The sequence below is a fragment of the Gracilibacillus ureilyticus genome, from assembly GCF_900111195.1.
Taxonomy (GTDB): domain Bacteria; phylum Bacillota; class Bacilli; order Bacillales; family Amphibacillaceae; genus Gracilibacillus; species Gracilibacillus ureilyticus.
The window spans coordinates 259,010-273,847 of the sequence record NZ_FOGL01000001.1; the positions used below are offsets into that span (position 1 = coordinate 259,010).

Below are 14,838 nucleotides of genomic sequence, written 5' to 3' on the forward strand. Positions count from 1 at the left end.
ATTTTTGTTAGATAATGAAAGAGGATTTAGATAAATCATCTAAATCCTTTTTCATTATGATTCCATTAATAGTTTTAAAAAGGTCCATAATAAGGCCCAGGTCCGTATGGTGGACGAGGTGGCCCAAATGCTTTTGGTCCTGGCCCATAATAGGGTGAATATGGTCCATATGGTGCGTAAGGGCCGTACGAGTAGGGGTAAGGCCTCGGTGGACCGTCTGCCAATTCTCCTCCAAGAAAGCCTAATCCAAAACCAAGTAATCCAGCTCCCAATGGCCCGATGGGACCGAAGAAGCGTTCATCATGCCCGCGTAATTGCGGTTCGTTGAGGTAATTATAATTCATAGGTGTATACACCATACATACTCCTCTCATAATTAAACAATTAATTCATTTCCTGTTAACAGCCTATGCACGTTTACCCATTATGTAAGGGTATATACCCATATTCCTGAAACAATTATCAGACCCACAATATTATGATAAAATGCTTTCACTTTTATGGTAAAATAGAGAAAAAAAATACAGGGGAGGAAGGAATAATGAAGATTTTAAAACAAAGTGAAATTGATTGGCAAAACGATTCCCTTCACGAGAAATGTCCCAGCTTAACGCCGTTTCTGTTGGAAAATAAAAAGAATGCACCGTTTATTATAGTCATACCAGGGGGTGGATACAGTCACCGTGCATTTCATGAAGGTGAACCTGTTGCAAAATGGCTCAATGAAAATGGATTTCATGCAGCAGTATTACGCTACCAAGTTGCACCAATTTACGAACAGGAAGTAATTTCTAATGGACAAATGGCAGTAAGGGCTGTCCGCTTTCATGCAGACAATTGGGGGATATCCCCGGAAAAGATAGGTGTTTTAGGATTCTCTGCTGGAGGACATCTAGCGGCAATTATTAGTAACCTGTTCGACGATGGTGACAAATCGAGCGAAAATACAATAATGAATTATTCCAGCCGACCGGACTTCCATATTTTGTGCTATCCTGTTATTACAATGGGTGAACATACACATCAAGGTAGTAAAAATAATTTAATAGGTGAGCAGGCTGATGAGAAATTGGTTGCAAGGTTTTCGGCGGATAAGTTAGTTACTGAAAACACTCCACCCGCTTTTATATGGTCAACAGCTAATGATCCATCTGTTTCCAATTTTAATAGTCTGCATTATGCAGAAGCATTACAGCATAAAAATATACCGTATGATTTACATATTTATCAGGAAGGAAGACATGGCCTCGGTCTAGCAGATGAACATCCGCATGTCTATATGTGGCAAAGTGTCTGTCTGAACTGGTTAAACCAGTATATTAGTAAAAAGTAAGGGAGTTATTTATGATTAAAGTAAAAATGTTAGTACAAACAACATATAATGGCCAACTGTTAAGAGAAGGGAAAATTTATGAAGTAACAACAGAAACAGCAGAACGCTGGCATGCTAGTAAAATTGCTGAAATCGTCCCTCATAATACTTAATCCTTTATTAAAAACTTTCGTAAAGTCTTACGGAAGTTTTCTTTTTGGCTGTCTTCCAGTTTCTTTGGTCCTTTCGTTCTATATCCGGCTTTTCTTGCTTTTGCATTGCGATGTCTCTCCTCTAACATTTGGTCAATCCGTTGTTTTGAATAAAAGAACCCCACATGATGGAGAACATAGCATCCTTTTTCAAGACCGAGAGCAGCAAGACCGTAATCTTGGGTGATGATCAGATCGTTTGGTTTTACCATACCGATAATTTTATAGTCCGCAGCATCCGCACCTGTGTCAACATATGTTACTTTCACATGATCGGGATAATTCTGCAGAGAGAAATGGTTATAACTTTTTACCAAAGTGACCTGGATGTTAAAGCTCTTTGCTTCATTTATTATTAAATCAGTTACAGGACAAGCGTCTGCATCTACAAATATACGCATAATCATTTCCTTTCCGTAAATTTTGTCATCCTTAATAAATGGTTAGAGATCCTTGTCAATAAATATAGCATTCTTTCATAAAATATAGTATGATTTTCTTAATCTTAAAAGAAGGTAAGGGAAACATATAATGAACGATTATTTAAAACAGCATCTAGATGAAATGTTGAAACTCTTAGAGCAACTGGTCAACATTGATAGCGGGTCTAATAATAAAGAGGGTGTCAATTTGATTGGTGGTAAGATGAAAGCACTTTATGAGGATTTAGGTTTACATGTCCAAAAACACAACCAATCAAAATATGGTGATCACCTTTCAATCCGTTCAATTAAACATAAAGACAAGACCCCTTCCATTCTCATTATAGCACATATGGATACAGTTTTTGAAAAAGGAACAGCTGCCAGAAGACCGTTTCAAATGAAAAACAACCGTGCTTTTGGACCAGGTGTTATTGATATGAAGGCAAGCTTAGTATCTGTTTATTACGCAATGAAAGCATTGAAGAATATTAATAGCCAAGCATTCCATGAGGCAGAAATACTTTTAACTAGTGATGAAGAAGTTGGTTCGATTAGCTCGCGGCATTTAATTGAAGAAAAAGCAAAAGGGAAAAAGTTTGCGCTGGTTATGGAACCAGCAAGAAAAAACGGTGCAATTGTTTCTGCGAGAAGAGGGAAGGGTCGCTACACATTAGAGGTGATTGGAAAGGCTGCTCATTCAGGAATTGAACCGGAAAGAGGCAGAAGCGCGATAGAAGAATTAGCACATAAAATTATTCAACTGCACGAGATCACAGATGAAGAAGCAGGTATTCATGTAAATGTTGGTTTAATTGAAGGGGGCAGTTCGGTAAATACGATCTCCGATCATGCAACAGCAGAGATTGACGTTCGGTTCAGAAATCAGGAGCAAGCAGAAGATATTGAAAAGAAAATCGAACAAATTTCCGCCACAACAGAGGTAGATGGTACAAAGGTATCCATAGATGGTGAAATTAATCGTCCTCCAATGGAAAAAACAGAAAAAACGGAGCGTTTACTGACAATTATCAAAAGAGTTGGAAGTGAATTGCAGATAAATATAAAGGATACGGAAACGGGCGGCGGATCTGACGCATCTTTTCCTGCTGCATTAGGCATCCCGACAGTCGATGGGCTGGGGCCCGTTGGGGGTAATGCCCACAGGGAAGATGAGTATTTGGAACTCGATTCCTTCATTCCCCGAACATTACTTTTAGCACAGGTAATCGAAAAACTGGCAAATAAAATATTAAACAAAAAAGAGAAGTCAATTAGTTAACGACTTCTCTTTTTTTGCAATTCCTTTAACCTGCATGATATTTATTTTCTGTAAAATACAGTTGCTTTTCCAGTGAATGGATCTCTTCTTCACTGAGTGGGAGAAGCGGCAGTCTAACAGAGCCAACATTTAATCCGATAAGTCCAAGAGCAGCCTTCACCGGGGAAGGGTTAGGTGCTGTAAACAATGCTTGCATTGTTGGTAGCAATTGTTGATGTAAAACGGCAGCATCCGAAACACGGCCTTGTTGAAAGGCACTGATCATTTCATTCATCTCATTACCGACAATGTGGGAGGAAACTGATACTACTCCTTTACCTCCAATAGCAAGTATAGGAAGCGTTAGGCTGTCATCGCCACTGTATAGAGAAAAATCGCTTGATGTATCACGGATAATTTTCGCCATAGCATCCAGATTCCCGCTTGCTTCTTTAACAGCGACAATATTATCCGTTTCAGCTAATTCAATAATTGTCTCTGGTAATAAATTCACTCCGGATCTGCCAGGAATGTTATATAACATGACCGGTAAAGCTGTTGAATTGGCTATAGCTTTAAAATGGGCCGCCATGCCTTGCTGGGAAGGTTTATTGTAGTATGGGGTTACTAGCATAATGGCGTCTGCCCCACATCTTTCCGCCTGCTTAGACAGATCTATAGATGCCTGAGTGCTATTCGAACCCGTTCCTGCAATGACAGGTATCCGTTTATTGACAATCTTGACAACGAATTGAATTAAGTTAATTTTTTCATCCCAGGTTAAGGTTGGTGACTCACCAGTTGTACCGGCAACTACAATTCCTTCCGTCCCATTGGAAATTAAGTAGTTAATTAACTGTTCTGTCATTGGATAATCTACTTTTCCATTTTGATCAAACGGTGTTACCATTGCTGTAATTACACGTCCAAAATTCATGATAATAATCCACCTCTATTCATAGTTTTAAAACAATTCTTCTTATATAAGTATGAATAGAGCATATCCCAACACAGTAAAAGAAAACCTGCCACTACCTGATTAAGGTTAGCAATCTAGTTTTACAGCAAACTTATCCTGTCCCGCAAATCAAAAAGCCACAATGAGAGGGTCTCATTGTGGCATCATTACAAAGGATAAGATGCGTGAGATAGCCCTCCATATAGTTGAAAACTATATGACAGCCCGGCATTTCTTCAATGCAGGACCAGTGATTAAGATGGATGCAAATCTTATCACTTCGGCAAATCCCCCTTTCAATAGTTGTCACAGGTCACATCCCCTCCAACTATATACTAATGGTCTTTGCACCTCTATTCTCACTTCAATATTCATTGAAGCAGTATTTATTTAATTGTTTTAGTATTAGCTAATACTATATCAGATTGATTTTGTGATTGCAATGCCTTTTAAAATAAAACATCACTTGTTCGGTCAACTTTCATCATAATACTTATAACAGGTAACTTATTATAAAAAAATTTAAAATAAAATTGTTTTATGTGCGTATATGTTGTATGATTGAGTTAAGAATAGATAATTTAGCCTAATTATTTTATCTGTTTCTGCTCAAATAGTCATATTTATTGGTTAGAGGTGGTTTAAATGTCATGATTTTCTTTATTGATTAGTACAATCATCTTGTTTTAAGTTTTTGCAAACACGACATCAGGGGGAAATTATTGTGAGAAAGAAATTACTAAAAAAAATCAAGTTACCAAAATTTTATTTTTTCAATCATCTAAGTATAGGCAGAAAGATAGCGTTGTCATTTGCGGCAGTCATTATTTTGTTTTGTTTATCAACTTTATTAACGACGTGGTTAGTAAAAGGGGTGGGTAATAATATTCAGGAATTAGAAAAGAGAAGTGATATAGCACTGGATATTTCCCAAATGAGTAATTTGACAGAATCGATGGGTTTAAGAGTAGCCAATTATGTACATTATTCCACTTCATCATATGTGGCAGAATATGAAGATAGAAAACATCAATTTGATCTATTAACGGAAGATTTGCAAAAATATATGGAAACGCCCGAATCATCCGAATTGTTTAATCAGGTAATTGCAAATATGGGTACAATGGATGAAATTTTTGTAAATGATGTAATTCCTGCTGTGGAAGTAAATGACTTTGTTGCAGCAAAAAGAAATGCCCAGAATTTAAATAATCTTCAATTGGAGACAGTAGCTATTCTTGAGATATTAGTAGATATTATTAATGAAGATAGAGAGATAGCTGTTTCTAATGCAAACTTAGCACAAAATCAAACATTTATCACGCTGATTACATCAATCGGTGTTTCAATCCTGTTAAGTATTCTGGCAGTTTTCTTTATCAGTAGAAACATATCCGGCAATTTGAAAAAAGTCATTGATTACAGTAATCAAATAGCCACAGGAAAGTTAAATATTGAAAATATTAAATATAAAGGCAAAGATGAAATAAGTAAATTGGTCGCATCTATTAATACAATGAGAGAAAATTTAAGAGATATGATTACACATATCATTGATATTTCCAATGTAGTGACACAGCAGAGTACTGCACTGACATCTAGCGCAAAAGAAGTACATACTGGTGCAGAACAAGTGTCTGCAACTATGGAGGAACTGGCAAAAGGTTCAGATAATGAAGCCAACTTCTTAAGTAATTTAACAGAAGAGATGCAGAACTTTACCGCAAAAATCTCGACAACAAATGAAAACGCTGAATCCATCTCTGATTCTACTTCATCTGCTGAAACATTAATCACAGATGGTAAAAATTTAATGGGGCATTCGATTGCACAAATGGAACGGATCGACCGTATCGTTACAGAAGCTGTAGACAAAATGAAAGTCCTTGACAGCAAATCACATGAAATTACGAAATTAATTTCTGTTATTAAAGATATTGCTGAACAAACGAACCTCCTTGCATTAAATGCAGCAATTGAAGCAGCAAGAGCTGGAGAACACGGAAAAGGTTTTGCAGTAGTGGCAGATGAAGTTCGGAAGTTAGCTGAACAAGTAGGTGTGTCTGTTAAAGATATTACAACAATTGTTCATAGTATCCAAGAGGAAACTACTACGGTGTCAGATTCACTTGTAGGTGGCTATACAGAGGTTAAGGAAGGGACCTCACAAATTGAAGAAACTGGGCGGACATTTGAAGAAATTAATCAGGCAGTAAAATTAGTTGTCGAGAATATTCAGAATATCTCCAGCAACTTAACTGATATCACTTCAAGTAGCCAGGAAATGAATGCAGCGCTTCAGGAAGTAGCTTCGATCTCTGAACAGTCAGCTGCCGGAATTGAAGAAACAACGGCAACTTCAGAACAAACGAGTCAGTCTATGAATCAGATTATTACTAATATTAACGAATTAAATGATCTATCTAAAAAACTTCATGGAGTCGTTCAAAAATTTGAAATATAAGTAACACACAGTAAACCAGGGTGGAAGAGAAGATGAGGCAACAGGGGGAAAAGGAACTATTTTGTTTTATTACCAGTTAATGTATTGACAAGTACGCAAAATTTGTTATAGTAAATACGAAATAATTAAATATCACATCATTCCACTAGGGGTGTCTTTTGAAGACTGAGATTAAAGTTGTACTTTAAGACCCTTAGAACCTGATCTGGTTCATACCAGCGTAGGGAAGTGGCGAAGGTATAAGGTGTAATTATACTCTTCTTTATCATAATTCTGTAATTATGACCACTATCTGTACGTTGGTATGGATAGTGGTTTTTTTGTGATCTATAAGAGGAGGAATATTAATGAAATTTTCAGAAATGTTACGTAAAGAAGTGGATCCGATTTGGCAGGCGAGTTTTACTCACCCGTTTGTGCAAGGGATCGGTCAAGGTACTCTGCCGGTTGACAAATTTAAGTATTATGTTCTGCAGGATGCCTATTATTTGTCACATTTTGCCCGTATTCAATCGTTAGGAGCGGCAAAGGCTCCGTCTTTGGAAATGACTAACCGAATGGCTTCCCATGCTCAGGGTACATATGAAGCAGAAATGGAGTTGCATCGCAGTTTTTCAGAAATTCTGGGTATAAGTGAAGCAGAAAAAGCAGCATTTAAGCCATCCCCTACAGCATATGCCTATACTTCCCATATGTACCGTGCCGCATATGAAGGCCATTTAGGTGACATCATTGCAGCTATATTACCATGTTACTGGTTATATTATGAAGTTGGTGAAGTATTAAAAGATTGTCAGCCGGACCATCCCGTTTATAAGAAATGGATCGCTGCATACGGTGGTGATTGGTTCCGATCACTAGTAGAAGAACAGATTAATCGCTTAGATGAAATCGCCGAAATAGTAACGGAAGAAGATAAAGAACGGATGAAGGAACATTTTGTGATAAGCAGTAACTATGAATTGCTATTTTGGGAAATGGCCTATCAATTGGAGTCCTGGGACAGTGTGACAGCGAAAGGAGCGGCTGTTTATGAAAAAAACTAAACTTACATTAACAGATATTTTAGTCACTATCGTTATCGCCATTGGATTTAGTGTGATTTATAAACTGTGGGGTCCCTTATACAGCAGTCTATCTATTCTTGGTTTACACATTGATCAATTGATCTATGGAATGTGGTTTATGGCTGCTACTGTTGCATTCTTAATTATCAGAAAACCGGGAGTCGCTCTTTTGGCAGAATTAGCAGCAGCTCAAGGGGAATTTCTGTTTGGAGGTCATTGGGGAATCAGCCTCCTATTATACGGTCTTGTACAAGGCTTAGGCTGTGAACTTATTTTTGCTATATTTCGCTACAAAAGTTCTCGAATCTTTGTGATGTGTCTTGCGGCTGTAGGAGCAACAATTGGATCACTCTGGCTGGACCTATACTATGGCTATATTACAGAATTAGTCTGGTGGAATTTAACTCTATTAATTGTGATGAGAACTGTTGGAGCCATAATTATTACAGGGTTCTTTGCATTTTATCTTGTAAAAGCTCTTGAAAAGACTGGTGTAACTAACCTGGTAAGACCTGTTAATGAGAAACATTATCAGGCACTGGATGAAGAAATTAGGTGATTTTATGGCTGAAACAGCAGTAAGTGTAGAAGATTTGAAAGTGAAGTTTCCAAATGAGAAGTCCTTTTTATTTAAGGATTTCTCACTGTCAGTAACCCGGGGAGAGAAGGTGTTGCTCGTTGGACCGTCCGGAGCAGGTAAGTCTACATTGTTGAAAATTCTTGCAGGGATTATTCCGAATTCTGTAGAAGTACCTATGAAATGTACCGATTGCAAGCTGCCGAACCGTTATGGTTATGTGTTTCAAGATCCTGATTCGCAATTTTGTATGCCGTATGTAGATGAAGAAATAGCGTTTGTTTTAGAAAACACTCAAATTCCTCCCGATGACATGCCAACATTAATTAAAAAATACCTTGATGATGTTTGTTTATCTCTACCAGATATACATACAAAGATAGACCGGTTATCTGGTGGAATGAAGCAGCGGTTAGCTATTGCTAGTGTACTGGCATTACAGCCTGATGTCCTTTTTTTAGATGAACCGACTGCTATGCTTGACGAGGAAGGGACGAAGCAGGTTTGGGATACCGTTATGAACATAGCATCAGATAAAACAGTCATTATTGTTGAGCATAAAATTGAACAGGTATTTGACTTTGTTGACAGGATTATTATGATTAATTCAGAAGGATCGTTAGTTGCGAGTGGTGAACCAGAAGTGATGGTGCATCAGTGTAAATATCTATTCAGTCAATATGGAGTATGGTATCCGAGTGTCTGGCAAGAAAAACTTAAAAATGATAAACAATGCGTGGAAGTGCTCCTTCCGGAAGTGACGATTCAACAACTCAAAGGTTATAAAAATAAAAAAGAATTAATACGGGTAGAGGAAGTGACGGTTAATAGGGGAGACTGGGTGGTCATTACAGGAGACAATGGGTCTGGCAAGAGTACACTCTTACAAGCTTTAGCGAAATTAATCAAAACAAAAGGTGAAATAAGCTATTCCATGAACAATGATAGCAACTATTACGGCTATATGGGATATGTGTTTCAAAATCCGGAATTGCAATTCATAACAGACACAGTTTATGAAGAACTGGCTTTCTCTTTAAGGAACAGCCAGCTTTCAAATGATGAGTGTGACAGGCGGATTATGGAACAGCTTAATATTTTTCAATTAGACCATGTAAAAGAAAAACATCCTTTTCAATTATCTGTTGGACAAATGAAAAGACTAAGCATTGCAGCCATAGCCATAACAAGACCTCAAATCTTACTTTTAGATGAGCCTACATTTGGCCAGGATGCTGCGAATACTTTTCGCATGCTCGACTACTTTGCTTCTCTTCATCGCAGCGGGATGACAATTCTAATGGTTACACATGACAAAAATATCAGGGAACACTATGCAAACACAGAATGGAAAATCAGAGATGGTATGCTAACAGATGCTCGAAGACTTTATGAAACGGATTATCATAGTGATAGAATGGGGGTAAGGCAGAGTGTCATGGGAACTTAGTTCAAAACAAACTTGGCTTCATCATGTCAATCCCTCAATAAAGCTTATTCTTCTCGTAGTCGTATTTGTTGGTTTATTATTAATTGATTACATTCATTTTCATTTGTATTTTGTTATCGGTTTGTCGTTTATATACTTTTTTATGACAGGTTATTCGTATAAATGGTTATTACTGTTCACTCTACCTTTCATTGTAATTTTTATTTCATCTTTCACGTCAATGGCTTTTTTTGGGGAAGGAGATAAAACGCTCTATCAGTTTGGATTATTCCATATTACGGAAGAGAGTTTGTATAGAGGACTTCATTTAGGCATAAGGAGCATTATTTTCGGTTTGCTTGGTTTGATATTTGCTTTAACAACTAAACCTGTTTCTTTGTTTTATTCAACTATGCAGCAATATAAATTAAAGCCGAAAATAGCTTATAGTTTTATGGCAGCTATCCGGTTATTACCAATGATTGCTGAGGAAGTCAATACATTAAGACAAGCGATGAAAGTGCGTGGAGTAACCTTTTCCCACACTATTTCTGGGATTTATGAAAGAATAAGATATTATGCAGTACCAATTCTTGCACAAAGTATCCGTAGAGCCCATCGAATGTCAATTGCAATGGAAGCGAAACAGTTTAATGGTAACCGTGGAAGAACCTATTACTACCAGATAAAATATGGCCGGGAAGATCTATTCTTTTGTATTTTATTAATATGTGGCATTACTGTTTGTTACTATCTTCAAACCAACTTTTCGTTTCTTCCTGTAGAGAGAGTACTTCATTAGTTTAATTTCCAATTCTAGAAACCACAATAAGCGCAAAGAAATAACCTTTGCGCTTATTATTGTAAAAACAAGTGTATAATTAGAATTCGAAATTGTTTGACTCTGAAACATGTTGGACATTATACCACTTTCTTCCTACATCTGAATATCGTGAATTAATCATAGTGACTTCACTAGTAGAACTGTCTGTCCGGAAAATAGCTTCATTCATATCAGTTATTACAGATCCTTCAATTCTTAACGTCATATGAAATGTACTGCCGCCCAACTGACGAACCATCTTTCCGGCATTTCGTGCAGTAAAATTGATTATTTCAAGCGTTGCTGGTGCATTTACTTGAAACATTTTGTCCGAACCATGTTGAGCCATTCCGCCACGAATAATTACATGGCCGCTTTCTTTAATAGTCAATGCATCTTCACCGATATCTTCCCAAACTACATTTTGGACGCGAGCATTTCCGTAAGTGTGGACACCATCAGCTGCTGGGTGACCAAGTACTGCATTTTTTAGTGTGGCACCTTCTTCTAGGCGAAAGACCGGTTTCTGTCCTTCATCCTGACTTCCGTCACCTAAAGTAGCGGGGTTAGCGACATACCTTTTTCCTTCACCATCAAATGTCTCTCCTGCTTCAACTACAATTGTTTCATTAACAGTAATCGTTTCACTCGGAGGCACTTCAATTATTTTCCACTGCTGATTTTCTCCGCCTAAATCATCCCACTGTACAATATTTGCTCCGTTAGCGGTGGACCATTCATACACTTCCAGTGCTTTTCCGCTATACCGGTTAATAATTTTAACGTAACCATTCCCAAGATCGACAATATCCCATTGCTGGCTACTGATATTTGAGTCATTATATTGAACGACATTTGCTCCGGCATTGGTATCCCAGTTATAAACTTCCATTGCTTTTACGCTATTCATATTGATGAATTTGTGATATCCCTCGCCAGTATCGACAATACGCCATTGCTGATTTAACCCGCCAAGATCATCATATTGAACAATATTGCCACCATCACTTGATGACCATTGGTAAACTTCTAATGCTTTTCCACTGTTGCGATTAATAATTTTATATGACTTACTTGAATCATAGGATGCAGCAAGGGTAGTATCAGAAAAACAAACGAAAAATAATAATAAACTAAAAGCAGCAATAACCATATTTCTTATGTTCATATTGTTAATCCCTCCAGTTTTTTTATTAATTTTGTATCAATTGGCCAATTGATTACAATGCCAATTAAACCACTAGATCGGATAATGCTCAACAGTAAAAATGAAATTCAGCAATTTATGGCAACTCTTTCATATTCTATATGCCTATAATTAAGTAATATTGGACATACGGACAATTTTTATATGATTCTATTGCTGAATTATTTTAATTTCACTATAAAGATTGAATTGCTTGAAAAGATACGTATAAGTTCTAGTGATAATAGACTAGTATTAACAGGTATTATGGGAAGGAAAGCTTTGCTTAATTATGAAACACAGGACTCGATTCAATTTCTATCATTCGGTATCTGCTTTTTAAAATTGACACAAGTTGTATTGTTTTGTAAGCAGTATTGCTTTATCATGAGAAGAATGAAGGTGAAAAAGGAGAGGAAGCATGGAGCAATATTTAACTTTAGAAGAAATAAAAACAAGGTGTATGGAGCTAAGCGAGAGATATGTAATAGAAGAAGATAAATTTTATGACTTAGTGGAACATTATACTATGACAGATTTACCGATAGACCAGAAACTATTAGCAAGTTATAAAGGATTATTGGAATTAATCAACGGAGAGATAAATTCAATGGAAAAATTAATGGATGTAAAGCCAAGCTGTCAGATGGGCTGCGCTTTTTGCTGTTATTTTCCGATTATCATAAATGAACTTGAAGCGAAACTTATGAAAGCATCTATAGAAGAAATGCCGTTAGAGAGACAAGAGGAGATTGATCACCATATCCGCAATTATTATAAAAAATATAAAAGAGTTTTACTTCAGTTGAAAAATATTGAAAAAGAGGATGATAGCTTCAAATTTGAATACAGGAAGAATAATCTGCCATGCGTAATGTTAAATACAGAAACAAATCAATGTCTGGCATATGAAATAAGGCCATTACCATGCAGAACGTATGTTAATTATGCCAATCCAACAGTATGCCAGGATAAGTTAATGCCTGAAGAACCAGTAAGTTTTGAATTTTTATATGAACAATATATGGGAGCGTTAAATGAGTTTCTGCAAAGTTTATATGAGGAAGGGGACAGTGGGTTTGTAAAGTACCCTGACGACATGTACAGGGAAAAATACCTGTTTGAGTGGTTAATAAAGTAATTTCTTTTTTTTTTAAAGGTTTATTTATAAGTAATAGATTACTTTCAAATATCCTTTATAAACAAAACAAAGTCTATTTTACAACAACGAAGATTTATCTGCAAGATTTGTGGTAAAATATTCATATAATGAATGATACCAACTATCAGGAAGTGGTTTAGGATGCCGTATGGTTTTGGTAAATTTTTAGAAGAGCAGGGGAAAAGTCAACAGACAATTAAAGACTACCAGCTTGTAATAAAACTATTCTTTCAATTCATTGATAAAAAGTTTCATAAAGAAAAAGAATTATATGAAATTAATCCGAGGGACGTAAAAGATTTTCTTCAGGATAAATTGGAGAAAGGCAGTAATAGAAGTACAGTAAATAAATACTTATCTATACTCCGTGTTTTTTTTGATTATGCATGGCAGGTTGGCAAAGTATCAATTGATCCTGTTATGAAAATCAAGTCACTTCCAATTCACAAAAAAAGTATACCACCGTCTGCACAGTCTTACGTTGAATTACTTGAATTATTACCAGAAATAAGAAATCATTCAGACTATACGACACAGAGAAAATTAGTCTATTTATTAGCATTAAAAGGATTGCGCAATGTAGACTTTCAATTTAAAAAACAAGATGTACAGATTGAGAGAGAGTGTGTAAACTTACTGTTAAAGAATCGAATTATTACATTTAAAGATAAGGCTGATAGGGAATTATTTATCGAGCAGGAGAAATTCATAAGACATCAGGATACACCGTATTTCTTAATCACTAAAAAACATAACCAATCAATTTTCCCGATTGCATTCACTACTGTTGTTTCTCATTTGGAAATAATCTCAAACGATTATTCTATCGACCCAAAAATCACAGTATCAAGAATTAGAAAAGAATATGCAACGTTTTTATACCAGGAGAAACGCATGACTATTGAGAATATTGCTTATATTCTGGGAATCGAAATAGCAAGCACGACAAAATTAATCAGAAACAGCCTCGAAGAGAAGTATAGAGTAAAAGAGTAAAGAAGCACGCTATTTGCATAATGGGTCTTGTACGGAAGAAAAAACAACAGAAGAGCACAAAAAGAGAGTACAAAGCATGGAGTTTTGTACTCTTTTTAGTGTTATGTCAATCTTTATCTCTTTTTAACAACGTTAAGATTTTTCAAAGGTCTAAAGAATCTAACGAGACCATTATTTATGAATTAAAAGGGTTTTCCAAAAGTAAATTAATATGTTCCAACCTAGAGGTGAGATATGGTGCAATAATTCTTCATTGTAACTGAAAAGCTTACTTTCTCTATTTTTTTGAAGAGAAATCGGGCTTTTTCATTTGGAATTTCCTTATCGTAGTAAATCCGTATTTTCCTGACGCTCCCCCTTTTAAAGAAGATTCGTTAAGTATTTTATGATAAAATATAGTTAGAAAAAAACAGAACGAGCATATTCAACTAGTGTTGCTCTTAGTGGGTAAAGTATTATTTTAACTAAGTATTTGAGGTGGAGCATTTAATGATAAAAAATAGCTTAATCTTAGTTATAACTTTTCTATTGTTATTACTGTTTACAGGTTGCGAGTTAGAAGAACAATTTGAGAAGCAGGAACAGACACAATTGATTACTATAAATGGTGATAGTGAGTATTGGAACCTGACCGGGTATGAGTTAAAAATTGAAGATAACGAAATGTTCGCTGGAGATGGGGAATTACACCATAAAATCAAAAGGGAAATTACTGACTATGTTTCTTTTAAAATGATTGCAATGATCGATGATGAAAAGGTCGAATTACAAGGAATGAAGATTGTTAGTTCTGTGTCAAATTTCAATAATATAGGGACTGGCAGTGCGACACAGAGAATACCAGTAATTAAAGGGGAAGGAATAAAGCTCACAGATATAGATAACTATTATGCAGTGATAGAATGGATTTCACCAGAAGGGGAGCGAAAGAGCGAGAAAATAAAACCCTTTTAGAAGAAACTGTATTTC

At 36.1% G+C, this 14,838-nt stretch carries 15 protein-coding genes, 1 pseudogene and 2 riboswitches; of the genes and pseudogenes, 11 read left to right on the top strand and 5 right to left on the bottom strand.

The genetic code is table 11. From position 1 onward, the window contains the following. Nucleotides 1-74: 74 nt before the first annotated feature. Nucleotides 75-344 carry a hypothetical protein gene (locus tag BMW36_RS01265; protein ID WP_089738836.1) on the bottom strand — a complete coding sequence of 90 codons (270 nt, stop codon included), beginning with the start codon at nucleotides 342-344 and terminating at the stop codon, nucleotides 75-77. 197 nt (nucleotides 345-541) lie between these two features. Between BMW36_RS01265 and BMW36_RS01270 the strand changes: the two genes are divergently transcribed. Both BMW36_RS01270 and BMW36_RS20240 read left to right on the top strand, forming a co-directional pair. Beyond that, the gene (locus BMW36_RS01270) at nucleotides 542-1,333 is read left to right on the top strand and encodes an alpha/beta hydrolase (protein WP_089738189.1); all 792 of its coding nucleotides are present in this window, start codon (nucleotides 542-544) and stop codon (nucleotides 1,331-1,333) included. An 11-nt stretch (nucleotides 1,334-1,344) separates the two neighbouring features. Further along, on the top strand, nucleotides 1,345-1,485 hold the full coding sequence (locus BMW36_RS20240) for a hypothetical protein (RefSeq protein WP_175480315.1): 141 nt from the start codon (nucleotides 1,345-1,347) through the stop codon (nucleotides 1,483-1,485). Here the strand turns inward: BMW36_RS20240 and BMW36_RS01275 are convergent. After that, nucleotides 1,482-1,925, bottom strand: a complete 444-nt coding sequence (locus tag BMW36_RS01275) for a YaiI/YqxD family protein (RefSeq protein ID WP_089738191.1) — start codon at nucleotides 1,923-1,925, stop codon at nucleotides 1,482-1,484. The genes BMW36_RS20240 and BMW36_RS01275 overlap by 4 nt on opposite strands. A gap of 130 nt (nucleotides 1,926-2,055) precedes the next feature. Between BMW36_RS01275 and BMW36_RS01280 the strand changes: the two genes are divergently transcribed. Continuing rightward, complete coding sequence (locus BMW36_RS01280; RefSeq protein ID WP_089738193.1) at nucleotides 2,056-3,228, top strand: M20 family metallopeptidase; 1,173 nt, start codon at nucleotides 2,056-2,058, stop codon at nucleotides 3,226-3,228. Between the two features lie 25 nt (nucleotides 3,229-3,253). Here BMW36_RS01280 and dapA read toward each other — a convergent pair whose 3' ends face one another. Continuing rightward, nucleotides 3,254-4,144 (bottom strand): 4-hydroxy-tetrahydrodipicolinate synthase, encoded by an 891-nt coding sequence (dapA, locus tag BMW36_RS01285; RefSeq protein ID WP_089738195.1) that lies wholly within the window; start codon nucleotides 4,142-4,144, stop codon nucleotides 3,254-3,256. A gap of 204 nt (nucleotides 4,145-4,348) precedes the next feature. Continuing rightward, nucleotides 4,349-4,529: riboswitch (Lysine riboswitch) on the bottom strand. Between the two features lie 360 nt (nucleotides 4,530-4,889). Between dapA and BMW36_RS01290 the strand changes: the two genes are divergently transcribed. From BMW36_RS01290 to BMW36_RS01310, 5 genes are all read left to right on the top strand, one after another. Further along, the gene (locus BMW36_RS01290) at nucleotides 4,890-6,629 is read left to right on the top strand and encodes a methyl-accepting chemotaxis protein (protein WP_089738197.1); all 1,740 of its coding nucleotides are present in this window, start codon (nucleotides 4,890-4,892) and stop codon (nucleotides 6,627-6,629) included. Between the two features lie 137 nt (nucleotides 6,630-6,766). After that, a riboswitch (TPP riboswitch) is annotated at nucleotides 6,767-6,873 on the top strand. Between the two features lie 103 nt (nucleotides 6,874-6,976). After that, entirely contained in the window at nucleotides 6,977-7,675 is a 699-nt protein-coding gene (tenA, locus tag BMW36_RS01295) for a thiaminase II (protein WP_089738199.1), read from the top strand. After that, nucleotides 7,662-8,255 (top strand): ECF transporter S component, encoded by a 594-nt coding sequence (locus BMW36_RS01300; RefSeq protein ID WP_089738201.1) that lies wholly within the window; start codon nucleotides 7,662-7,664, stop codon nucleotides 8,253-8,255. The genes tenA and BMW36_RS01300 overlap by 14 nt, the downstream gene beginning before the upstream one ends. Then, on the top strand, nucleotides 8,239-9,723 hold the full coding sequence (locus tag BMW36_RS01305; protein WP_245711546.1) for an ABC transporter ATP-binding protein: 1,485 nt from the start codon (nucleotides 8,239-8,241) through the stop codon (nucleotides 9,721-9,723). Before BMW36_RS01300 ends, BMW36_RS01305 begins: the two co-directional genes overlap by 17 nt. Further along, complete coding sequence (locus tag BMW36_RS01310) at nucleotides 9,707-10,504, top strand: energy-coupling factor transporter transmembrane component T family protein (protein ID WP_089738203.1); 798 nt, start codon at nucleotides 9,707-9,709, stop codon at nucleotides 10,502-10,504. Before BMW36_RS01305 ends, BMW36_RS01310 begins: the two co-directional genes overlap by 17 nt. Before the next feature lie 79 nt (nucleotides 10,505-10,583). Here the strand turns inward: BMW36_RS01310 and BMW36_RS20515 are convergent, their stop codons facing one another. Together BMW36_RS20515 and BMW36_RS20520 are read right to left on the bottom strand one after the other, a co-directional pair. Then, a complete protein-coding gene (locus BMW36_RS20515; protein ID WP_281242982.1) occupies nucleotides 10,584-11,183 on the bottom strand; it encodes a pectate lyase in 600 nt (199 codons plus the stop codon). Between the two features lie 6 nt (nucleotides 11,184-11,189). Continuing rightward, nucleotides 11,190-11,693 (bottom strand): annotated as a pseudogene (locus BMW36_RS20520) (RICIN domain-containing protein); the annotation flags it as partial. Between the two features lie 439 nt (nucleotides 11,694-12,132). Here BMW36_RS20520 and BMW36_RS01320 point away from each other — a divergent pair. From BMW36_RS01320 to BMW36_RS01330, 3 genes are all read left to right on the top strand, one after another. Then, nucleotides 12,133-12,852 carry a YkgJ family cysteine cluster protein gene (locus BMW36_RS01320; protein WP_089738206.1) on the top strand — a complete coding sequence of 240 codons (720 nt, stop codon included), beginning with the start codon at nucleotides 12,133-12,135 and terminating at the stop codon, nucleotides 12,850-12,852. A gap of 162 nt (nucleotides 12,853-13,014) precedes the next feature. Then, the gene (locus tag BMW36_RS01325) at nucleotides 13,015-13,869 is read left to right on the top strand and encodes a tyrosine-type recombinase/integrase (RefSeq protein WP_175480316.1); all 855 of its coding nucleotides are present in this window, start codon (nucleotides 13,015-13,017) and stop codon (nucleotides 13,867-13,869) included. A gap of 489 nt (nucleotides 13,870-14,358) precedes the next feature. Further along, nucleotides 14,359-14,823: a hypothetical protein gene (locus BMW36_RS01330; RefSeq protein WP_089738209.1), complete on the top strand. Its 465-nt coding sequence runs from the start codon at nucleotides 14,359-14,361 to the stop codon at nucleotides 14,821-14,823. Nucleotides 14,824-14,838: the final 15 nt, after the last annotated feature.